Source organism: Mycoplasmopsis lipophila (assembly GCF_045276895.1).
GTDB classification, from domain to species: Bacteria; Bacillota_I; Bacilli_A; order Mycoplasmatales; family Metamycoplasmataceae; genus Mycoplasmopsis; species Mycoplasmopsis lipophila.
The window spans coordinates 541,589-563,972 of the sequence record NZ_CP174165.1 but is presented as its reverse complement, the minus strand read 5'-3'; the positions used below and the strand labels follow the sequence as shown (position 1 = coordinate 563,972).

The window sequence follows — 22,384 nt, the reverse complement described above, 5'->3', positions numbered from 1 at the left end:
TAAAAGGAGTGGGAATGGAATTATATCCAATGATAGAACCATATAATAGTGGTTATTTAAAAGTAAGCCAATTGCATAGTATTTATTTTGAAGAAGTGGGGAATCCACAAGGTGTTCCAATTCTTTTTGTTCATGGCGGCCCTGGCGGTGGTATTAGTCCTTCTAGTAGACAATATTTTGACCCTAAATATTACAGAATAATTTTATTTGATCAAAGAGGTTGTGGAAAAAGTTTACCAAGTGCTGAAATTAAAGAAAACACAACTTTTGATTTAGTGGAAGATATAGAAAAATTAAGAAAACATCTTAATGTAAAACAATGAATTCTATTTGGCGGTTCTTGAGGTTCAGCTTTAAGTTTAATCTATTCAATAAATTATTCACAAAATGTTTTAGGGTTAATTTTAAGAGGTATTTATCTAGGCAGAAAAGAAGATAATGAATATCTTTATCAAGAAGGGGCTAATTTTTATTTTCCAGATTTATTTAATGAATTTAAAAATTTTGTTGCACCAAATGAACAAAATCATTTAATTAAAAGTTATCATAAATATTTAAATGATACTAATTTACAAATTGCTACAAAAGCTGCATATCATTGAGCAAAATGAGAATTGAGTTTAATTACTTTAAATCCTATTTTGGGACTAGAAGAATATTTAAGTGATGCAAAGGCCAATTTAGAAATTGCTAGACTGGAAAATCACTATTTTATAAACAATAATTTTTTATCAGATGATAACTATATTTTAAATAATGCTAATAAAATAGAAAATATACCAACTATTATCATTCATGGAAGATATGATATGGATTGTAGACCTATAGGTGCTTATTTATTAGCACAAAAATTAAAAAAATGTGAATTAAATTTTATAAATGCTGCAGGTCATTCTTCAAAAGATTTACCAATTAGTGAAGGATTAGTAAATGCTACTGAAAAATTTAAAAGCATTATTAAATAATTTTGCTTTTAATATATATAATTGTTATTATTTAGTATCTATTTATATTAAAATAGATATATATTTATAATTAATTATCAACAAAATAAAATGTTTAAGGAGATATTATGAGTTTAAGAACTTACCAACCAAATAAAGCTAAACATATTAAAACTCATGGATTTAGAGCTAGAATGGCTACTGCCAATGGTAGAAAAGTTTTGGCTGCTAGAAGAGCAAAAGGAAGAGCAAGATTAACTGTTTCAGATGCTAAATAGTTAATTTTGCCATTTTTTATTTTTAATTATGAAAAAAATATATAGGCTTCAAAAAAATTGACAATTTGAAGAAGTTATAAATGGCAAAAAACAATTGATTAATAAATATCTAGTTATTTATTTTTTACCTAGTAAAGAATTTAAAATAGGAATTACTGTACCTAAAAAATTTTGTAATGCTGTAAAAAGAAATTATTATAAAAGACAATTAAAAGCAATTATTCATTCATTAAATATTTATGAAATGAAGTATAAATTTGTTTTTATTTTACGTAAAGAATTTCTTAATCAAAATTACAAAGTTAAATTGGATACAACTAAAAAACTTTTTGAAAAGATAAAATATGGAAAATAGATCAAAAAACTTTGATTTTTTCACTGAAAGTGGAAATGCTTCAAATAAGAAAAAGAATATGTGAAAAAAAATATGGTTCTGAATAAGAATCGTTCTTTACTTATTCGTTTTTGCATTATCACTTTCTGCTTGTGTTCAAACTTGTGTAATTAAAAGCTCTAACTATACAGGAGCAGGTGCTGAATTTTATCGTAATAAAAATGAAGTAGCACCAAGGGTTGCTTCTTTTGAAGCTAAAAATAAAAAAGATGGTGAATTTTATAAATATGAAAGAGTTCAAAATTCAAACATTTTTTTAAAAAATAAAGAACATAATAATATTCTAGAAAAATTACATCAACAAGATCAAGCTAATAAAGGTTCTTTAGGTGAATATAATTCTTCCACATATTCTTCTGCAGTTCATTTTAGTGATGATAAAGATGACAAATTTATTCACAATGAAAATGGAAAATATTTATTTTACTCAGGTAGAGAATTATCTTTAACTAGAAAAGAAAAAAAACAAAAATTAACTTTAGAAAATAAATTGCAAAATCAAGGTGAAATAGAAAATTATGATTCTATTTATGATGGTTATGAAGATATAGTTTGAATGTCATATAAGGTTATTAAAACCAAAACTAAAAATAAAACTGAAACCACAATTATTTCTCATTTGCCAACTAATGAAAAAGATAAAACTGCTGATGGTAAATGAATTATTAAAAAAGAAAAACTACAAAATAAGGATTTAAAAAGAGAATTAAAAAGTGCTAAAACTTATGATGATATTAAGAAACTTCCTAAAAATGGTTTATCTGGAAGAGAAGCATTTGCTAGAGATGTATTTGAAACTTTATATAGAAAAACTTTCAAAACAAAATATTATGTTGATAGATTAAATCGTTCTATAAGTTCTCGTGGTTGAAGTGATGTTAAATCTTTATCTGCTTATATTAACAAAATTTATAATGAAATTATTTCTAATGGTCAAATTGAATTAACTAATGAAGAATTAGAATTAATTAATACTTATCAAGATGTTATACGTGAATATTTAGCTACTTCTGGTTATGATATTCAAGCAAATAAATATATCTATAATGGAAAAGTTCCTTTGAATCTTGATAGTGAAGTTCAAAAAGCAACTTATAGTGCTGCTGGTTATTGAAGATATGGTCCTTTCTATGGTTTAATTGTTTGACCTTTATCTTTATTAACTCAAGCTCTTAGAACTTCAATGCCTGATATGAATGGTTGAGCTACTATTATCACCATTATTGTAGTAGTAGTATTAACAAGATTAATTACTCTTGGATTGACATGAAAATCAATTGTTAATCAATCACGTCAAGAAGATATAAAAGCTAAGAAAGCAAAAATTGATGCTAAATATGCTCAATATGATCGAACTAATAAACAAATGAAAGCTCGTCAACAACAAGAAGTGATGGAACTATATAAAAAGAACAATATCAATCCATTGGATAGTTTTATTAGTTTAATAGTAGGAATGCCAATTTTTATTGCTATATGGAGGGTAATTCAATGTATCCCAGATATAAAATCTACTCATTGAGCCGGTTTAGATTTCTCAGCTACTTCATGAAGAGAATTATTTGCTGGTAAATTTGTTTATTTATGAATTATTGTAGCTTCTGTTCTTATTCAAGCTCTATCTCAATATCTTCCTAAATTATTAGCACTTAAAAGATTTAAGGAAAGAACAACTATTGAAGATAAAGCTGCTCTTAAAAAAGCAAATAGAACTCAAAATTTAATTTCTATTTTCTTCTTAATTTTTACAGTTATTTTTACTGCAGGGGTTCAAGTTTATTGAATTATTGGTGGTATATGATCGGTAGGACAAATCTTATTGATTCACTGATTTAAAAAATCTAAATATTATAGAGAAAAATATTTACAAAAAAAATAAGTCAGTAAAAAACTGATTTATTTTTTTCTTATAAACATAAAGGACAAATATGCGATTAAAATTTGATAAAAATGCTATAAATAAGTTAGAAAAGACAAAATATTTGGTTAAAAATTACCCTTTAAAATTGGATGAAAATACCATTTTAGAAATAGGAATGGGAAAGGGTGAAATGTTAACAAATATGGCTTTTTATTTACCTACTAAAAAATTTATAGGATTAGAAAAATTTTCTACAGTAGCTGCTAAAGCAATTATTAATGCTAATAAATATGAACTTAATAATTTTCAAATTGTAATTAATGATGCATTAAAAATAAATGAAATTTTTACTGGCAAAACTAATGAAATATGATTAACCTTTAGCGATCCATGACCAAAGAAAAAGCATGAAAAAAGAAGATTAACATATAAAACATATTTAAAAATATATGAACAAATATTACAAGAAAATGGATTTTTAAAAATAAAAACTGATAATGATAATTTTTTTAATTATTCAATTAACTCACTTCAAGAAAATAATTGAACTATATTAAAACAAACTAATGATTTTCATTCACATCAGGATTATGATAAGAGATTTCAAACAAATTATGAAATTAAATGATCTTCACAAGGTAAAAATATTAATTATTTAGTTGCTAAAAAACCAAATTAGCAACTTTTTTATTTACTTTTTTGATTAAAAAATGAAGAAAAAATTTTAAAAAACTAACTTTTTACAAAGTTTTTTAAGATATCAAATTAATCTTTTTTCTATTAATATATAATAATACTTAATATGAAGACAAATTCTAAACCAATCATTATTTTTACTGGACCTAGTGGAGTTGGAAAAGGCACAATTGAACAACTTCTTTTTACTTATCCAGAATTAAAATTAATGTTTTCTTGTTCGGCAACTACAAGAAAACCAAGGACTGGAGAAATAAATGGTGAACATTATCATTTTATTTCTAAAGAAGAATTTCTTAAAAAAATAGATAATAATGAATTTTTAGAATATAGTTTTCATTTTGATAATTACTATGGTACTTTGTATTCAGAAATAGATAAAATACATGCTAAAAATGGAGTTCCTTTTTTAGAAATTGAAACCAATGGAGCAAAACAAATTTTGCAAAAAATTTCCAATAACAAAGATTACAATTTAATAACTATTTTTGTATTACCTCCTTCCATAGATGAATTAGAAAAAAGAATAATTAAAAGAAATTCAGAATCAGAAGAATCTTTGAAAAAAAGAATTGAAAAAGCTCAAAATGAACTCAAAGAAGCTCATTTATTTAGATATAGAGTTATTAGTGATGATGTAGAAAGATCAGCTCTTGAAGTAAAATCAATCATATTAAAGGAAATTGATAAGTAATATGGAATTTGGAACAAAAAGTAATGTAGGAAATTATCGTAAAGAAAATCAAGATCGTGTTGACATATTTCATAATCAACACTTTCATTTTTTAATTCTTTGTGATGGTATGGGTGGGCATTATGGAGGTTCTTTGGCTTCAAGTACTACCATTAGTACTTTTCGAAAAGAATTTTTAGGAAAAAATTTTCCAATTGATTCTGATAATTTTGAAGATTATACTTTTTGATTTAAGCAAACAATTAAAAAATGCATTGATGAAATGATAAAAAAAGCTAATGGTGATGAAGCTAAATTAGATATGGGAACTACTGTAACTTGTGCTTTAGTAAATACTAAAGCCAAAATTTTAACTATTTTTAACATTGGAGATTCAAGAACTTTTATTTTATCTACTGATGGTGAATTAAAACAAGTTACTAAAGATCAAAACCTTTTAAATAATTTAATTGCTGAAGGAATGAATGAAAGAGAAGCTAAATTAGCGGCCCCAAATTGAGCTGCATTAGTCTCTGCTTTAGGTCCTTATAAAAGAAGAAAAATAGCAGTTTTTAATATTGAAAAAAAATGATATGAACGAATTTATGCGATTATTACCACTTGTGATGGAATTCATGATTTTGTAAGAATTCCAACAATGGAAGCAATTTTAAATAAAAGCAATACCATTGGAGAAAACTTAGAAATTTTAATAAATGAAGCATTAGATAATAAATCAACAGATAATGTTACTGCTGGAATGATTGTTTTAGATAACAAAAAGAATTTGGAAGGTTAATATGATAATAAGAAGAGATAGTAAAGTTTTTGAAAAATATAAAGTAATATCTAAAATAGGTGTTGGTGGTTTTTCAGAAGTATATAAAGTTGAAGAAAAAAATGATCCCAATCATAAACACTATGCTCTTAAATATTTAAAATCTGATGGTGATAAAAATAAAAATGAAATTGCTATTAAAAGATTCATACAAGAAATAGATATATATAAAAATATTAATTCTCGTAGTGTTATTGAATATCATGATTCTTTTGTTTCTGATACTGAACAATATTTAGTAACTGAATTTGTTCCGGGTACTTCAATTGCGGACCATTTAAAAAAAGAAGGAAGAATTATTCCTAAAAAAGCAGTTATGTTAGCTATTCAAATTGCTGAAGGATTTCAAGAATTGCATAATAATGGAATTACTCATCGTGATTTAAAATCTAATAATATTTTAATTAATAAAACATATAATATTAAAATTATTGACTTAGGAATTGCTTTACGTAAAGAAAGTCAAAGGTATACTCGTGTTAATAGTGTTATAGGTACCCCATATTATTTAGCACCTGAACTTGTGGATACTAAAAATAAATATAGAATTTCTCATAAAGTGGATATTTATGCATTAGGAATTTTATTATATGAAATGTTGGTAGGTGAATATCCATTTAATGGTTCAGATGCTAAAGCCACCATAAAAATGCATTTACATAGTCAAATACCTGATATTAGACAAATTTTAAATGTTCCTCAAGCTTTAGCAAACGTTATTACTAAAGCCACAGCCAAAGATCCTATGAAAAGATATAATTCAATGTGAGAAATGGCCAGAGATCTAAAAACTTGTTTAGAAGAAAAAAGATATTATGAAAAACCTTTAGATTTAAACAAAGTCAAGCCTAAAAAAACTTTTGCTGATATTGTTAATTCAAGAGCTTTTTTAATTTCTTCGCTTGTTGTTATAGGTTTAACTGTTTTAATAATTATTCTTATAGCTATTTTTATAAATAAAAAATAAGGAATTGATGTTAGGAAAAATTTATTCTATTGTTTCAGGAAAATATCATATTAAGTGTAAAGAAGATGATTCTTTAAATATTTTGCCTGCCCTTGGAGTTTTTAGACACAAAGAAATTACTCCTTTAGTAGGAGATTATGTTGAATTTATTGAAAATGAATATTTAACAGAAATTTTACCTAGAAAAAATGAATTATTACGTCCCAAAGTAGCTAATATAGATCAAGGAATTATCATAATGTCCATTGAGGAACCTAAATTTTCTTCATATTTAATTGATAAATATTTAGCAATTTTAGAATTTAATAATATTAAACCTATTATTATTATTTCCAAAGTAGATTTAAATCAAAAACAAAATCTTATATGAAAAAAACTCTATAAAAATTTAAACTATGAAGTTTATGACATTCAAAATCAAAAAATTGATAAAATTTTTTGAAAAACAATTTTTGCTAATCAAACTTCAGTTCTTATAGGACAAAGTGGAGTAGGAAAAACCACTTTTTTAAACAAGTTAGGTAATTATAAATTTAAAACAAATGAAATTTCTTATGCTTTAAATAGAGGCAAACACACAACTAGGGTTGTTCAAATTAATACCCTTTTAGATGGAGAAATTATTGATACACCTGGTTTTTCTTCTGTTGATTTAAATATGTTTGAAATGACTAAAATTAATTTAGCACAAAGTTTTAAAATTTTTAGAGAAAATCTAGCAAAATGTAAATATAAATCTTGTTTGCATTTTAATGAACCTATTGAAAGTTGTTATATTAAAAAATTAGTTTCAGAAAATAAAATCCCTAAATTTAGATATGATAATTATTGTAAGTTATTACAAGAAATAAAGGATAAAAATGAATAAAAAAGAAAAATTTATTACTCCTTCATTGTTAAATGTTGAAAAAGAAAAAAGACTTGAAATGATAAATCTTTTAATTGATAATGGAATAAAATGATTCCATTATGATGTAATGGATGGTAAATTTGTTCCTAATTATGCTATTGAATTGGAAGAAATTAAGAATTTTAGAAAAAACGCAAAACAACATTTTTCTGATGTTCACTTAATGATAGAAAATCCTTTAAATTTTATTGATGATTATAAAGATTTTTGCGACATTGTTACCATTCATTATGAAGCAATAAAACCTAAAGAATTACTAAATTTTTTAAAAACTAAACACCATGAATATAAAATTGGTTTAGCAATTAAACCAAATACAGAAGTTGAAGAAATAGAAGAATTTTTACCTTATTTATCTTTAGTTTTAGTAATGTCTGTAGAACCAGGAAAGGGTGGACAAAAATTTATTCCTAGTGCATTAGATAAAATAAAAATTTTAAAGAATTTAAGAATTCAAAATGGTTATACATATTTAATTCAAGTAGATGGTGGAATAAATTCTGAAACTGGATTAGAAGCTTTTAAAGCTGGTGTAGATGCTTGTGTAGCTGGTACTTTTTTGGTTAAAGATCCAACAAAAGAAAGAATTAATTCAATTTTACCTAAACTTTATCAGTTAAAATAATTAGTAATTTTATAAAAAATTACTAATAAAAATTAAAGTTTTTATGCTTTTCTTATATACTTAATATAGTTATATATTAAGTATTTTTATATATCTATTGTATTCATTTAATAATTAAAATAAATTAAACCCAAAAGGAGAAATTTATGCAACCTACAAAAATTATAGGTCTTGGAGGCATACAAGAAATAGGAAAGTCAACTCTTGTTGTAGAACATGAAAATTCCATTTTTATAATTGATGCCGGAATAAAATTTGCTGATACAGCGAATACAGGAATTAAAGGAATTATTCCTGACTATTCTTTTTTAAAAGAAAAATTTCAAAATATTGAAGGTCTTTTTATAACTCATGGACATGAAGATCATATTGGTGGAATTATTTATTTAGTACAACAAGTTCCATTAAAGAAAATTTTTGCTCCTAGAATTGCTGTGCAATATTTAACTCTAAAATTTGAAGAATTAAATATTGGAAAAGATATTGAACTTATTGAAATTCATAAATCTGATGTTTATCATTTTGGGGATTGCAAAGTTGATTTTTGAACAGGACAACATTCAATTCCTGATGCTTTTGGTATTAGATTATCAACTCCAAATGGTTCTTTAATGTGTACAGGTGATTTTAGATTTGATTATCGTCCAATTGGAAATTTAACTGATTTTGCTCGTTTAGATGAAATGGGCAAAGAAGGTTTAACTGTACTTTTTTCAGATTCAACTAATGCTATGAGACCATTTCACTCACCTAGTGAAACTGATATTTTAATTGATATTGAAAAACATATGCGTGCAGCTACTAGAAAAACTATTATCACTTTATTTGCTTCTAATTTAATTAGAATTAAAGCTTTAATTGATTTAGCAGTTAAATTAAAAAAGAAAGTAGCTTGTTTTGGCAGATCAATGATTCAAGGAATTAAAATAGGTAGAAAATTAGGATATATAGACGTTCCTGCTTCTACTTTTGTTGAAAAAAAAACAATTAGATGGTATTCCTGATAATCAACTAGTAATTTTAACAACTGGTTCACAAGGCGAACAGCTAGCAGCTCTATCAAGAATCAGCTATGGAAAACATGGTTCTATTAAAGCAGAAAAAGGAGATATGGTTATTTTTTCATCTTCTCCTATTCCAGGTAATAGAATGTTTGTAGAACTTTTGGTTAATCGTTTATATAAGTTAGGTGCTATTATAAAAGAAAATGGTCCTGATGGTTATTTACATACTTCTGGTCATGCCTATAGATGAGAACATGATAAGATTTTTCAATTAACTAAACCTAAATACTTTATGCCTTATCATGGAGAATATCGTATGTCTATGGTTCATGGACAAACAGCAGTGGAAAATGGGGTTTTACCAGAAAATGTTATTATTCCTGAAACTGGTCAAGTGTATTTGATGGAAAATAACGTTATAACCAGATCTAACGAAAAAGTAAATTATGGTCCTATTTATATTGATGGTAATTCAGTTTTAAATCTAAATGCTTCTCTAATAAAGGAAAGAACTGCATTATCTGAAAATGGTTTTGTTAATTTGGTAATTACTATTAGTAGAAAAACTAATTCTATTTTAGGAAGACCTCATTTAATTTCAAGAGGTTCATTTTATGTAAAAACTTCTTTAAAATTAGTTGAAGAAGCTAAAAGAATAGCTCACGGAGCAGTTCTTTATCATATTAAAAATAATAAAGAATGAAATGTAGTGGAATTAAAACAATTAATCATTGAAAGATTAGAAAACTTATTTTATAAAGAAAAAAGAAGAAGACCAATTATTATTCCTACAATTTTATTTGATGATGAGGAATCGGAACCTGGTTTAGCAGATGTAAAAATTAAATTTAAAACAATAACTAAGAAAAATGAAAATCCTATTTCTAATGAAAAGGTAAAAGAAGAAATTCAAAATATTAAAGATGAAATGTTTGGTTCTATTGATGAATTAAATGAAGATATTCATGACCAAGATGATGAGATTTAATTTTTAAAACAAGGAATAATATGCAACAAATTAGGATTGAAAAATATATTGGTGATATTACTACTTTAAGTCGTAAGGCAATTAAATTAAAAATTAAACAAAGTGCTATTAAAGTTAATGGTATAGTTATTAATCAACTTATTAAAATTAATCCTAATAAAGATGTTGTGGAATTAGATAATTCTATATTGAAATATGAAGAATTTCAATATTATATGTTTAATAAACCTCAAGGTTTTATAACTGCTAATAGTGATTGATATAATTCAACAATTTTTGATATTTTAGGTCTTAAAAGAGATAAGTTTTTTGCTTTTGGAAGATTAGATAAAGATACAGAAGGTTTATTAATTATTAGTAATGATGGTCAAATGTGTCATAACTTATTAAGTCCTAAAAATCATGTTCCTAAGAAATATTTAGTTAAAGTGGATAAAAAATTAGATTCACCAATTTTATTAAATCAATTACCTATTCAAATTGATGATTTTTTAGTAGAAAATTATAAATTTGAATTGTTAAATGATAAAAATTGTTTTTTAACAATTTATGAAGGAAAGTTTCACCAAGTTAAAAAAATGTTTGGTAGTTTAGGATATAACGTTGTGTTTTTGAAAAGAGTTCAATTTGGTAAATTATCTCTTGATCCTAATTTAAAAATTGGCAGTTTAAAAAAATTAACTCCTGAAGAAATAGATTTAATGCAACAAAAATAAAATAACTTTTATTAATATAAATTAATAAAAAATATACAATATTCAATTATGAAAAAGAGTTATAAAAATATGTTTATTTTTGGTTTAGCATCTATATCAACTTTGATAGTAACGCTATCATCAAAAATAAACTATGCATCACAAAAATTTGTTATCAAGATATAACTAAAAAATCAGAAATTGCTAAATTGCTAATAAAATGATTTATGCATCAAATTTAAAAAATAATGAAATTATTTATTCAGCAGAACATAATGGTAAATTATTTAAAGATAAACAATATAAAGGTGGAGATTTATCTTTAAAAGTAAATAATGAGATTCGAAAATTTGATAAAGGGATAGGAGTACATGTAGGTTGTACTTTAATTTTGGATCCGTGAAAAAGTGGTTTGTTGGAATAAGTTTTATAAAAATATTAAATATAGTGATGATATTTATTTAAGTTCAAAAAATTATGTAGGTTTAGCTTCAAATGAAGAAACAAGTAGTGAAAATTTAAGTATGAAACATCTTTTTGATGGAGATGATACAACTGTATGACATAACAATTATAGAGAAGAAAATAAAGATAAATTTATTACTTGACATTTTGAGAAAACTATTGATATTAGTAAATTAGAATATTTACCATATAAAATTGAACATACCATTTTAGAGGGAAAAATTTTAGTTAGTGATAAAGAAAATGAGCCAAATCAATGAAAAGAAATTGGAGAATTTAAATGAGGTAAAAATTTAAATAATAAATTCTTTTATTTTGATAAAAACACTAGAATTAAACATTTAAAATTACAAATAACTAAAACTTCTAATCCTAATAGTATACATGCTTTATCAAGAGGTTTCAATATTTGATTAAGAAATAATGAAAGCAGTAGAATTCTTTCTAAAGATTTATCTGTTTTTACCAATTCAGAAGAAATAAATAAATCTAATGATTCTGTAAAAAATCTTCTTGATGATCATAATTCTATATGACATACTAAATGAGATAAATCAATACCTAATCCATATCTTTTATTTGAATTTAATGAAATTAAAGAAATTACAAAAATAAAATATATTCCTAGACAAGATGTAAATTCAGGTTTTATTAAAAAATTTCAAATTTTATCTTCTAATGATGGAATTAATTTTGAAGAAATTAAGCAAAATATTAATTGAGAAAATAATAAGAATATTAAAGAAATTATTTTTAATTCACCTATTAAAACTAAATTTATAAAATTAGTAAACATAGAAAGTTATGATCAACATATAGCAGCTAAAAATTTGAAATATTTGAAAAAATAAAAGAAATAAATAAACAAAAAACCAATCAAGATTCGTCTAATAAATCTAATAAAGAAAATAAAAATTTAGAAAAAAATAATAAAATATCAATTATTTTAGGAACTATAGGTGGTTTAGCAACTTTATCAATAGTTAGTTTAATTTCATATATAGTTTATAAGAAAAAATTTTAAAAAATAACTTTAAAAAAACGAATTAGCCTTATTTATAGGTTAATTTGTTTTCATTAACAAAAATTAAATATTCATTTTTTATCTTAGTAATAATTTATAACTAAGAATTTTTAATATTAGTTCTTTTTTATTTATATGTTTTAATTATTTTTGTGATTAAAGCTAAATAAACATAATCATATAAATAGGTAAGGTTATTAAATTATTTTCCTTGGTTACTATATTTTTATTTCCAAATATATAACCAAATGGTAAATTATAATTTTTAGTAGAATCAATAAGTTTGGGTATAGCTCTAAAGTTATTTTGATTATTTCCTGATTTAATTTCAATTGGTATAGCAGATAAAGAATCATAGTTGTTTATTAGAAAATCAACTTCACCTACTTTTTTACTATCAAAATAAAATAATTTATGATTATGTGCTGTTAATTCCATTGCAGCTACTGTTTCATAGACCGATCCTAAATTTATTCCTTTATTTTTATTAAAAATAGCATCAATATTATTTTCGAATAATAAATTAGTTAGTATTCCAACATCATTGTAATATAGTTTTATTAAATTTTTGCTTGTAGATTCTGAGAGAGGAAATTTTGGGTTACTAATAGCAAGTGTAGAAAGTGCAACACCTGAAGAAATTAAATAGTCAAATTCATCTTCATATTTTTTTCTTTCTTTTTGTTCAATTTTTTTAAATTGAATTCTTTTTACTTTGTTTTCCATATTTGAAATCAACATATTGTAAATAGTTGCAATTTTTAATTTATAAATTTCTCCATATTGTGAGCAATCATCTGAATAATAAGAAAATATTTGTTTTTGTACTTCTCTTGTTTTTTGAATATTACGATTTATTACATATTGAGTTACTGCATCTGGTAAACCACCACTAATTAAATAATCCTGAAATAATTCCATTATTTTTTTGTGAATTGATTCGTTTACAGGAGTTAAATTAAAAAATGAACTTCTTAAATATTCTATAACATCATTACCAACATCGTTAGCTCATAAAAATTCTTCAAAATCCATTGGGAACATTTTAATTTCATTTATAGAACCCATAGGTATAAAAATATGTTTTAAGGTTATCCCTAATAAAGAACCACTAGCTATAAATTTATATTTCTTTTCTTTTTTTAAATCTTTTAACATTGTTATTAAATGAGGGTAAAATTGAATTTCATCTAAAAAAATAATGGTATCCTCATAAGAATTTAATTTTGTTCCATACAAAGAACTTAATATTAAATAAAAATCTTTTGTGGTTTTTGCTTCCAAAAATAATTTTTTACCTTCAAAATCAGATTTTAAATCTATTTCTACATAATTTTTAAAATAGTAATTCGCAGTATTTCTAATAACAAAACTTTTGCCAATTTGTCTAGCACCTTTAATTATTAAAATTTTGTCATCATTATTTTTATAATATTCACATAAAATTTTTTCAATTTTTCTTTTAAACATTTTTACCTTTTAAACTATTTATTATTATGATTTTAACATAAATACACTTTTCCAATAAAAAATTATTAGATTTTATACACTTTTCCAATAAAAATATTACAAAAAAATGTATCTTTTCCAATATTTTAAATTTTTAGATAAAATATAATAAGAGGTTTTTTTATGGAAGATTTATTAAAAAAAGAATTTGATTATATAGAATACATTATTAAAAATTAGGATTTAAATTTTTAAATAAAAGTTCATTATATATACAATGGGAAGAATTGCGAATTGGCGATTATAAATTATTAAGAAATTTTGATTTTGCTTTTAATAATAAAAAAATAAGTTGGTTTTTATGTTGGTACTATGAGCAGAAATGATTAATAATGAAAATAATAATTTTTAGATATAAAAATCACAAATTTAAAACATAATAAAAAATATATGTTAGAAGGATATAAAAATTGATTTCCTAAGTTGTTAAATGAATTTTCCAATGATAACAAAAATAACCAATTATTATTTTTTATATATGGCAATAAAAATGTAATTTTTGAAAATAATAATGTAGCATATATGAAAGCAGTTAATGGGCAAACATTAGAACGTTGTTTAAAAGAAAATATTTTATAGATAAAATTAAAAATTCCAAATATTTCTATTTTATAGTGATATTTGGAATTTTTATGTTAAATTATTTATTGATTAAAGCACTGATAAATCTAAACATTGATGGTTTATTTTCATTAAATCTAAAATTAGATACTCTATAGATAGGATAACCTTTAACTGCCATAAAATCTGTTTTTATTCTATTTTCAATAAATTCATCTAAATTTATTTCATCTGCTGCTGAATCTAAATTTAAACCAACAATAAAATTATTTTTATTATCTAAAATGGCCATATCTATATTATATGAACCCACACAATAATCTAAGTTAACTTTAATTTCATTAGCAAAAGGTTGTTCATTTAACCAAGAATTTATTTCAAAAATAAATTGTGATTTTTTTAATTTGTTTTCTTCAGATAAAGCAATTCTAGTATATGCTTTCTGTTTTTCATTGCTTAGTTGAATATATGATAACCATTTTTTAAAGGTTAAAAGATTATCATTTTTTGGATCAATTTCATTATTTTTGATACTTTTAATAATAATCATTTTATCTTTAGCACGAGTAATAGCAACATTTAAAGCATTTCTACCTTTTTTAGAACCTATATAAGTAGCATGTAAAGAAGTATTAGCGGTATAACCAATAGAAGCAATTACTAAATCAGCTTCATCCCCTTGAATATTTTCTATATTTCTTAAAATTACTTTGTCTTCTAAAACTTCAAAAATTTTGGGTGAAGTTAAAGCAATTTGTTCACATATATAATCTTGTTGTTTACGATTAAAAGCTAATAAAATAATAGAATTGTATTTTTTAAGATTTTTTTCACAAATTTCAATCATTTTTTTGCATTCAATTTCATTTTTATTATCTTCTCAAATTCCATTGACATCAATTACTTCAATGCTTGCTTTATTTCTTTGGCTAAAGTTATCTAATCCTTTAAGTTTAGAGTTATAAAATTCTTTACTTGAAAAAAGAACCAATTCAGATGAGTTAGAACGGTAATTCATTTCTAAAACATATTTAGGTAAGTGATTGTGAATAGCTCAATCTAATAAAGAAGTTATTTCTTCCTCACTATATTCATCATCACTTTCATCTCTAGTTGAAAATCAATTAGTTGGTTGCATTTGTTGACTATCACCAGCTACAATAACTTTTTTACTAATGGAAATGAAAGGAATAGCTTTTTCAATAAATATCTGCGATGCTTCATCAAAAATAACATAATCAAATTTATCTTTTTCAAAATCTAAGAAGTTAGATAATATTTCCGGAGTTCCAACAAAAATGTTATAAACTTGTTTGATTATGTCATTAAATAAAGAAGTAATAATGTATGGGGGAGTAATTTTTCTTTCCAAACGACCAAAGAATTTATTTAGTTTTTGTAATTTGCTATTACTTAAAGTACGATAAGTATTTAGTTTTTTCTTACTTAATAAAGCGTTATTGTTATATATTGCTTCTAGTAATTCTGGAGTAGTGTTATTTATATTTTTGAAATCTAAATATTTAGCATATTCTTGTTCTTGATTATCAAATTGAATAAATGAATTTAATCTAATGAAATTTGATAATTGGATTAAATCATCAATTTGATATTTAGATAAATATTTTTTATGAAAAGCATAAAGTTTTTTGGTTAAAGCATAATTAGTGCTAAATTCTCCAATATATGAATTAAATAATGGTTTGCTTTCATTAACTCTTAATTTTGCAGCAATTTTTCTTTTTGATAATTTTTTGTAATATTTAAAAATTTTTAAAAAATCATTTTTAGATTTAAATTTATTGAAGAATTTATAAAACTTAAATAAGTTTTCTATATCTTCATTTAAGTTTCCTTGATTTTTTAAATTTTGATATGCTATTAAATCTTTATTAAAAATTTCTCCAATTTCACTTTTTGAATTTAAATATTCCATTTCATTTTTATCAAAAAAACTTGAATTGAATTTATTAATATCTTGAAATTTAAATGAGTTATTTATTTTGTTAAAATAATCAATAATTGGTTTATAAAAATATTCTTTTTCACTTTTACTAGATTTAGTGCTTTCAGAAAACTGAAACATCATATTTTGATAAACACCTAATCTTTTTAAAACTACATCTAAGGCTACTTTTTTTTGAGAAATGAATAATGCTTTTTTATTATTTTTAGCAATATTAATTAATATATTAGCAATAGTTTGGGATTTTCCTGTCCCCGGAGGTCCTATAATAATAGCTGAATTATCAAGAGTTCCAATAATTGCTTTTTCTTGACTAAAGTCAGAAGGAGTAACTCTTGCTATATTATTTATTTCTAAAGATTTTTCATATGCTTCCTTATTATAGTTAAATAAGTCATCAATAGTAATAAGTTTATCTATTTTATCTTGAGAAATTAAATTAAGCATTACTTCTCTTAATTTGGTTCCTAAAGGGTTAGCTTGAACTAATACAGAACCATCAGTTAATTCAATTAAAGATTTATTTTCAAAATCTTTTTTACCTAATTCAATAAAAGAATTAGTAAATATATTACTATCAATTTTAGGAGTGGTTAAAAAAGTTTTTTGTAATGATTGAATTTCATTTAAAACGTTATTTAAACTAACTTCTTCTCCATCTACTAAAATTGGTAATTTATATTCACTATGTTGTTCAATTAAATATTTTAATTTTTCATTAAGGATAATATTTTCATCCATATTTTCTAAATATATAAAATCATTTTCAATAGTAATTTTTACTGCTTTTAAAATAAAAGGAGCATGTAAATAAACATCTTCTTTTCTAAATTTTAGAAAATAAGTTCCAACATAAAGAGGTCATAAATTAGTTTCAGAATATACTTCTTCAATTTTTTTAGCATTTGATTTTCAAGTTTTTATAAAGTTTGAATTAGTATCAATAATTCTTTTTTTATAAAAAGGCAATCATTTTAAAGGTTCTACTTCTAAATTTTCTTCCATTTTAGGAGTTATTTGAACATCATTTTTTTGAGTTCAAATTTTAAAATTTTTAACATTTTGAATCTTACTTAATTCATCTAAACTTTCTTTTTCAAATGTATTTTTAAGAGGGATTTTAAATTTAGAATTAGCTAAAACTTCTCTTAAATTTTTTATACCTAAAAGTTTCTTTAAATCGTAATTAATATTTCCTAATTTAAAAAAAGTGGCATTATCTCCTTTACTTTTAATGTCTAAAAGATTATTTGCTAATCTTTTATATTTTGATGAATAAATTTTTTTGATATCAACCTTTTTAATTTTTGAAGAATCTAAAGTTAAAATTTGTTTCATACCCCTCTCCTTAATTTTGATTTTAATTATAAATATTTATTTATAAATATTAAAAAACTTTATTAGTTAAATGTAAAATTAAATTATGTTTGATAATATCGTTGCTATTAGTTCAGGAAATAAAATTAATCAACCAATTTCAATAATAAGATTATGTGGTCCCGATTCAGTTGAAATTTTAAAAAAGATTTATAAAGGACCTATTGGAGAAAATCATTCTATTACTTTTGGGAAAATTTATGATAAAGGAAAACTTATAGATGAAGTTTTAGTAATGTGATTTTTAGGTACAAATAACTATACAGGAGAAATAACTATTGAAATTAATGCTCATGGAGGTATTTTAGTAACTAATAAAATTTTAGAATTATTACTAACTTCAGGTGCAAGATTAGCTGAACCTGGTGAATTTACTAGAAGAGCATTCTTAAATGGAAAGTTAGATTTAGTTAAAGCAGAAGCAATTCATGATTTAATTATGGCAAAAACCGATTATCAAAGAGAAAAAGCGGTTCAAAAATTTGATAATAAAACCTCTAAATATTTACAAAATTTTTTAGATAAAATTATGTATTTAATAGGGGCTTGTGAAGTTAATATTGATTATCCTGAATATGAAGATGTAGAACAATTAAATAATGATGTTTTATCACCTAAGATTAATTTCTTACTAGAAGAATTGCAACAATTAATAAAAATTTCAAGACAATCAAAAATGTTATATGAAGGAATAAAGGTAGCGATAGTTGGAAAACCAAACTCAGGAAAATCATCAGTTTTAAATGCTTTACTAAATGAAGATAGAGCAATAGTTACTGATATAGCAGGAACTACTAGAGATACTATTGAAGCAAATTATACAATTGAAGGAATTTTATTTACTTTAGTTGATACAGCTGGAATTAGAAAAACTAAAAATAAAATTGAAAATATTGGAGTAAAAAAATCTATTGAACAAATTAAAAAATCAGATTTAGTTTTACATATAGTAGATGTAAATTTAAAAGAAGATGAATATGATCAATTAATAGAAAAAGAAGCTTTGAATAACCATAAAAATTATTTAAAAATATTTAACAAAAATGACTTATTTATAGGTGAAAAAGAAAAAAATAAAATATATATTAGCGCTAAAAATAATGAAATAAAAACCCTTGAAAATAATATTGTAAATTTGTATTCATCTATTCTAGAAAATGATCAAGAAGTGATTTATAATGCTCGTCAATTATCGTTGATTGAACAAGCTTTTAACAGCTTGAAAAATGCTAAAAAATCTTTAGAAGAAGGTTTTACTGTAGATGTTGTAATAGTAGATTTACAAGAATGCTGAGAACATTTAGCAGACATATTAGGTAAAGCAAATAAAGAAGATTTATTAGATTCTATGTTTAAAAATTTTTGTTTAGGAAAGTAAAGGAGAAAAATGTCTTCATTAAAATATATAGATGCTCATACTCACCCTTTAAAAGAATATTATCCAAAAAATAATGATGTTATTTTAAAAGCACATAATAAAGGTGTAAAAATAATGATGATAACTGGATGCAATAAAAAAGAAAATCAAGAAGTTTTAGAATTAGCAAAAAATTTTGATTTTACTTTTCCAGTTATAGGTATTCATCCCAATGAATCTAATGGAAAAATTGATGGTGAAACAATTGAAGATCAATGAAATGAATCTGTTAAAGGAATAGGAGAAATAGGATTAGATTACTATTATGAAGGTTATAACAAAAAAGTTCAAATAGAATCTTTTGAAGCTCAAATTGAAGTTGCTAAAAAACATAAAATTCCTGTGGTTGTTCATATGAGAGATTCTTATGAAGACTTATACGAAATTATAAAAAAATATCATAAGGAAGTAACTTTTATGATTCATACATACAGTGGAGATTTAGATTGAGCCAAGAAATTTTATGATTTAGGTTGTTATTTTAGTTTTTCAGGAACAGTTACTTATAAAAATCAAAAACTAATTGAAGTCGTTCAATGATTACCTCTTGAAAGAATATTAACAGAAACAGATGCTCCTTATTTAGCCCCTGCACATAAACGAGGACAAACCAATTATTCAAATTATGTAATTCACACAGCTAATTATCTAGCGGGATTAAAAGGACTTTCAATAGAAAAATTTACTGATAGAGTTTATAAGAATTTAAAATTTTTATTTAAATTAGATGGGAAATAAATATGAAAGATATTAAAATGGTAGATTTATTTGCTGGTGCTGGTGGTTTAACATTAGGTTTTGTTCAAACTGATTTTAAAATTTTGGATACTATTGAATTTTGAAAACCAGCAGTCGAAACATATAATTTTAATTTTTCTACTAATATTGTTCCTAGAGATATAACAGATGATGATGTTAGAAATGAATTAGAATTAAAATGTAAAAATAAAACTAATTTGGTAATTGGTGGATTCCCTTGTCAAGGTTATTCAATGGCAGGAAAAAGAGATCCCGATGATCAAAGAAATCAATTATATAAATATACGATAGATGTTATTAAAAGATTACAACCAGAAGTTTTTGTTTTAGAAAATGTAAAAGGTATTTTATCTTTTAAAGAAAAAGATGGTGAATTAGTTATAAATAAAATTATTAATATTTTAAAAGAACAAAATTATTATGCTAGATATATTCTTGTTGATAGTTCTAAATTTGGAGTTCCACAAAAAAGAGAAAGAGTTATATTTATTGGTTCAAAAGATAAAAATAAAGTTGATTTAGCAATTATTGAAATTGCTAAACACAATGAAAAAATCAAAACTGTTAGAGATGCTATTTCTCATTTAGAAAATCAAAAAATGGATTCTAATATACCAAATCATATTTTTTCAAATCATACTACTGAAATGAAAGAAAGGTTGTCAAAGTTAAAAGAAGGCGAAAGTTTATATGGTAATTACTCTGATGCTTTTAAAAGAATTTATTATGATAAACCTTCTCCAACAGTAAAAGAAAATCATGGCGGTGTACATGTACACCCAGTTTTAAATAGGGTTTTAACTCCTAAAGAATTAGCGTTATTACAATCTTTTCCTGATAATTTTGTTTTTCAAGGAACAAAAACAAATATTTAAAAACAAATAGGAAATGCAGTTCCTGTAAAATTATCTTATGAAATAGCAAAAATTATAAAAAAGGTTTTTTATGGAAAATAAATATTTTGAAAAAGCAATAATTTTTAAAAATAAGTTGCTAGATGCAATTAAAGAAATTTTTTATTCTTCAGGAAATGAAATATTAGTAAGGGTTGAGGATATAAATATCTTACAAAGAAAAAATAATTCTATTGAATCATCAACAGCAATAGGTTATTTGTTAGAAGAATATTTAATTAGTAAATTAAGTTTATATTTAAAAACTAAAAATGTTGGAATTAAAATAAATGAAACAAATTTTTCTACACAAAATTCTAGTTATGATTTTTCTTCTAATTTTAAAGAAGATTTTTTTATGATTAATATAAAAGCAAATAGAGCGAATAATAATGCTGTAGTAGCAATCAATAAACTTTATAACGATTATGTTTTAATTGAAGAAAATTTGGTTAAACATTTTTTAATCATAAAAATAAATTATGATGTTAATTTTTCAAAGACAGAAAGTCAAATAAAAAAAGTGATAATAAAAGATATAGATTCATTTTTTTTGGAAGAATTAGATTTTGCAAAAAATCATTTTCAAGATCATAGAAATTGAAGTCAAAAAATGAATTTAAATTCAGGAAGGTTATTGGTTATAAATAAATTTAGGTTGGAAAATAAATTAAAAAAAGAAATAATAAGTTATGAAAGAACAAAATCTTTTTTAAAGAAGATATATTATGGAAATATTGAAGATTAAAGCAAAAAAACAATTTGGTCAAAATTTTTTAAATGATGAAAATATTGTGAAAAAAATTATTGATGTTATAGAACCTAAAAATAAAAAAATTATTGAAATAGGACCAGGACAAGGAGCATTAACAAAATATTTAATCCAACAAGCAAAAGAAGTACATGCTTTTGAAATAGATAATGATATGGTTGAAATTTTAAATTCTAAATTTAGAATAAATAAAAATTTAAATTTATTTCAACAAGATTTTTTAAAATCTGATTTAAAAAATTATGAAGATTTTGAAGTCGTTGGTAATATTCCATATAACATTAGTACAGATATTTTGTTTAAATTATTCAATTATAGATATAACTTTAAAAGAGTAGTGCTGATGGTACAAAAAGAATATGCACAAAGAATGGTAGCAAAATTTAATTCAAATGAATATTCAAAATTAACTTTAATATGTAATTATTTAGCTAAAGTTAAAATAGAATTTTATGTTAATAAAAAATCTTTTTCACCTATTCCAAAGGTAGATTCGGCAATTATTTCTTTAGATTTTTATCAAGATAAAAATGATGATTATGAACAAATTAGAGATTTTTTTAAACTTTGTTTTTTACACCGTAGAAAAAAACTTCTTACTTCTTTAATGACTAAATATTCAAAAGAAAAAATTTTATCTATTTATAGAAAATATAATTGAAATGAATTAATAAGGATTCAAGAACTTAATTTAGATCAAGTTTTAAATTTATTCAAAGATTTAGAACTTGATTCATAAAAAACCTACTTTTTAAAAGCAGGTTTTTT

At 23.2% G+C, this 22,384-nt stretch carries 21 protein-coding genes and 1 pseudogene; 20 read left to right on the top strand and 2 right to left on the bottom strand.

The annotated features are described in order from the left end of the window. The first annotated feature begins 14 nt into the window (after positions 1 to 14). The 14 genes and pseudogenes from pip to ACJA27_RS02410 all read left to right on the top strand — a co-directional run bounded on the left by pip (position 15) and on the right by ACJA27_RS02410 (position 12,189). On the top strand, positions 15 to 965 hold the full coding sequence (gene pip, locus ACJA27_RS02475; protein ID WP_406617724.1) for a prolyl aminopeptidase: 951 nt from the start codon (positions 15 to 17) through the stop codon (positions 963 to 965). 107 nt (positions 966 to 1,072) lie between these two features. Then, positions 1,073 to 1,222 carry a 50S ribosomal protein L34 gene (gene rpmH / locus ACJA27_RS02470; RefSeq protein ID WP_406617723.1) on the top strand — a complete coding sequence of 50 codons (150 nt, stop codon included), beginning with the start codon at positions 1,073 to 1,075 and terminating at the stop codon, positions 1,220 to 1,222. Positions 1,223 to 1,250: 28 nt separating this feature from the next. Beyond that, a complete protein-coding gene (gene rnpA, locus ACJA27_RS02465) occupies positions 1,251 to 1,577 on the top strand; it encodes a ribonuclease P protein component (protein WP_406617722.1) in 327 nt (108 codons plus the stop codon). Continuing rightward, positions 1,567 to 3,495, top strand: a complete 1,929-nt coding sequence (yidC, locus tag ACJA27_RS02460; protein ID WP_406617721.1) for a membrane protein insertase YidC — start codon at positions 1,567 to 1,569, stop codon at positions 3,493 to 3,495. The genes rnpA and yidC overlap by 11 nt, the downstream gene beginning before the upstream one ends. Before the next feature lie 49 nt (positions 3,496 to 3,544). After that, positions 3,545 to 4,156 carry a tRNA (guanosine(46)-N7)-methyltransferase TrmB gene (gene trmB / locus ACJA27_RS02455; protein WP_406617720.1) on the top strand — a complete coding sequence of 204 codons (612 nt, stop codon included), beginning with the start codon at positions 3,545 to 3,547 and terminating at the stop codon, positions 4,154 to 4,156. 123 nt (positions 4,157 to 4,279) lie between these two features. Further along, positions 4,280 to 4,867 carry a guanylate kinase gene (gene gmk / locus ACJA27_RS02450; protein WP_406617719.1) on the top strand — a complete coding sequence of 196 codons (588 nt, stop codon included), beginning with the start codon at positions 4,280 to 4,282 and terminating at the stop codon, positions 4,865 to 4,867. A gap of 1 nt (position 4,868) precedes the next feature. After that, on the top strand, positions 4,869 to 5,645 hold the full coding sequence (locus ACJA27_RS02445) for a PP2C family protein-serine/threonine phosphatase (protein WP_406617718.1): 777 nt from the start codon (positions 4,869 to 4,871) through the stop codon (positions 5,643 to 5,645). 1 nt (position 5,646) lies between these two features. Beyond that, the gene (locus ACJA27_RS02440) at positions 5,647 to 6,651 is read left to right on the top strand and encodes a serine/threonine-protein kinase (protein WP_406617717.1); all 1,005 of its coding nucleotides are present in this window, start codon (positions 5,647 to 5,649) and stop codon (positions 6,649 to 6,651) included. Between the two features lie 7 nt (positions 6,652 to 6,658). Then, positions 6,659 to 7,519: a ribosome small subunit-dependent GTPase A gene (gene rsgA / locus ACJA27_RS02435; RefSeq protein ID WP_406617716.1), complete on the top strand. Its 861-nt coding sequence runs from the start codon at positions 6,659 to 6,661 to the stop codon at positions 7,517 to 7,519. Continuing rightward, a complete protein-coding gene (locus ACJA27_RS02430) occupies positions 7,512 to 8,186 on the top strand; it encodes a ribulose-phosphate 3-epimerase (RefSeq protein ID WP_406617715.1) in 675 nt (224 codons plus the stop codon). The genes rsgA and ACJA27_RS02430 overlap by 8 nt, the downstream gene beginning before the upstream one ends. A gap of 146 nt (positions 8,187 to 8,332) precedes the next feature. Next, positions 8,333 to 10,178 (top strand): annotated as a pseudogene (locus ACJA27_RS02425) (ribonuclease J). A 20-nt stretch (positions 10,179 to 10,198) separates the two neighbouring features. Further along, positions 10,199 to 10,894, top strand: coding sequence for a pseudouridine synthase (locus tag ACJA27_RS02420; protein WP_406617714.1), 696 nt, complete (start codon positions 10,199 to 10,201; stop codon positions 10,892 to 10,894). A 199-nt stretch (positions 10,895 to 11,093) separates the two neighbouring features. Continuing rightward, positions 11,094 to 11,297 carry a hypothetical protein gene (locus tag ACJA27_RS02415; RefSeq protein ID WP_406617713.1) on the top strand — a complete coding sequence of 68 codons (204 nt, stop codon included), beginning with the start codon at positions 11,094 to 11,096 and terminating at the stop codon, positions 11,295 to 11,297. Beyond that, positions 11,281 to 12,189 (top strand): discoidin domain-containing protein, encoded by a 909-nt coding sequence (locus ACJA27_RS02410; RefSeq protein ID WP_406617712.1) that lies wholly within the window; start codon positions 11,281 to 11,283, stop codon positions 12,187 to 12,189. The genes ACJA27_RS02415 and ACJA27_RS02410 overlap by 17 nt, the downstream gene beginning before the upstream one ends. A gap of 335 nt (positions 12,190 to 12,524) precedes the next feature. Here ACJA27_RS02410 and ACJA27_RS02405 read toward each other — a convergent pair whose 3' ends face one another. Continuing rightward, the gene (locus ACJA27_RS02405; RefSeq protein WP_406617711.1) at positions 12,525 to 13,832 is read right to left on the bottom strand and encodes an ATP-binding protein; all 1,308 of its coding nucleotides are present in this window, start codon (positions 13,830 to 13,832) and stop codon (positions 12,525 to 12,527) included. Between the two features lie 429 nt (positions 13,833 to 14,261). Between ACJA27_RS02405 and ACJA27_RS02400 the strand changes: the two genes are divergently transcribed. Beyond that, positions 14,262 to 14,450 carry a hypothetical protein gene (locus ACJA27_RS02400; RefSeq protein ID WP_406617710.1) on the top strand — a complete coding sequence of 63 codons (189 nt, stop codon included), beginning with the start codon at positions 14,262 to 14,264 and terminating at the stop codon, positions 14,448 to 14,450. A 61-nt stretch (positions 14,451 to 14,511) separates the two neighbouring features. On the opposite strand, the gene ACJA27_RS02395 is transcribed toward ACJA27_RS02400, so the two are convergent. Next, positions 14,512 to 17,736, bottom strand: a complete 3,225-nt coding sequence (locus ACJA27_RS02395; protein ID WP_406617709.1) for a DEAD/DEAH box helicase — start codon at positions 17,734 to 17,736, stop codon at positions 14,512 to 14,514. An 85-nt stretch (positions 17,737 to 17,821) separates the two neighbouring features. Between ACJA27_RS02395 and mnmE the strand changes: the two genes are divergently transcribed. From mnmE to rsmA, 5 genes are all read left to right on the top strand, one after another. Next, positions 17,822 to 19,153: a tRNA uridine-5-carboxymethylaminomethyl(34) synthesis GTPase MnmE gene (gene mnmE, locus ACJA27_RS02390; protein ID WP_406617708.1), complete on the top strand. Its 1,332-nt coding sequence runs from the start codon at positions 17,822 to 17,824 to the stop codon at positions 19,151 to 19,153. Between the two features lie 9 nt (positions 19,154 to 19,162). Then, positions 19,163 to 19,930: a TatD family hydrolase gene (locus tag ACJA27_RS02385; protein WP_406617707.1), complete on the top strand. Its 768-nt coding sequence runs from the start codon at positions 19,163 to 19,165 to the stop codon at positions 19,928 to 19,930. Positions 19,931 to 19,932: 2 nt separating this feature from the next. Continuing rightward, positions 19,933 to 20,826, top strand: coding sequence for a DNA cytosine methyltransferase (locus ACJA27_RS02380; RefSeq protein ID WP_406617706.1), 894 nt, complete (start codon positions 19,933 to 19,935; stop codon positions 20,824 to 20,826). Positions 20,827 to 20,896: 70 nt separating this feature from the next. Continuing rightward, on the top strand, positions 20,897 to 21,592 hold the full coding sequence (locus ACJA27_RS02375; protein WP_406617705.1) for a UpaP162 family type II restriction enzyme: 696 nt from the start codon (positions 20,897 to 20,899) through the stop codon (positions 21,590 to 21,592). Then, a complete protein-coding gene (gene rsmA, locus ACJA27_RS02370; RefSeq protein WP_406617704.1) occupies positions 21,573 to 22,355 on the top strand; it encodes a 16S rRNA (adenine(1518)-N(6)/adenine(1519)-N(6))-dimethyltransferase RsmA in 783 nt (260 codons plus the stop codon). The genes ACJA27_RS02375 and rsmA overlap by 20 nt, the downstream gene beginning before the upstream one ends. The last annotated feature ends 29 nt before the right edge of the window (positions 22,356 to 22,384 follow it).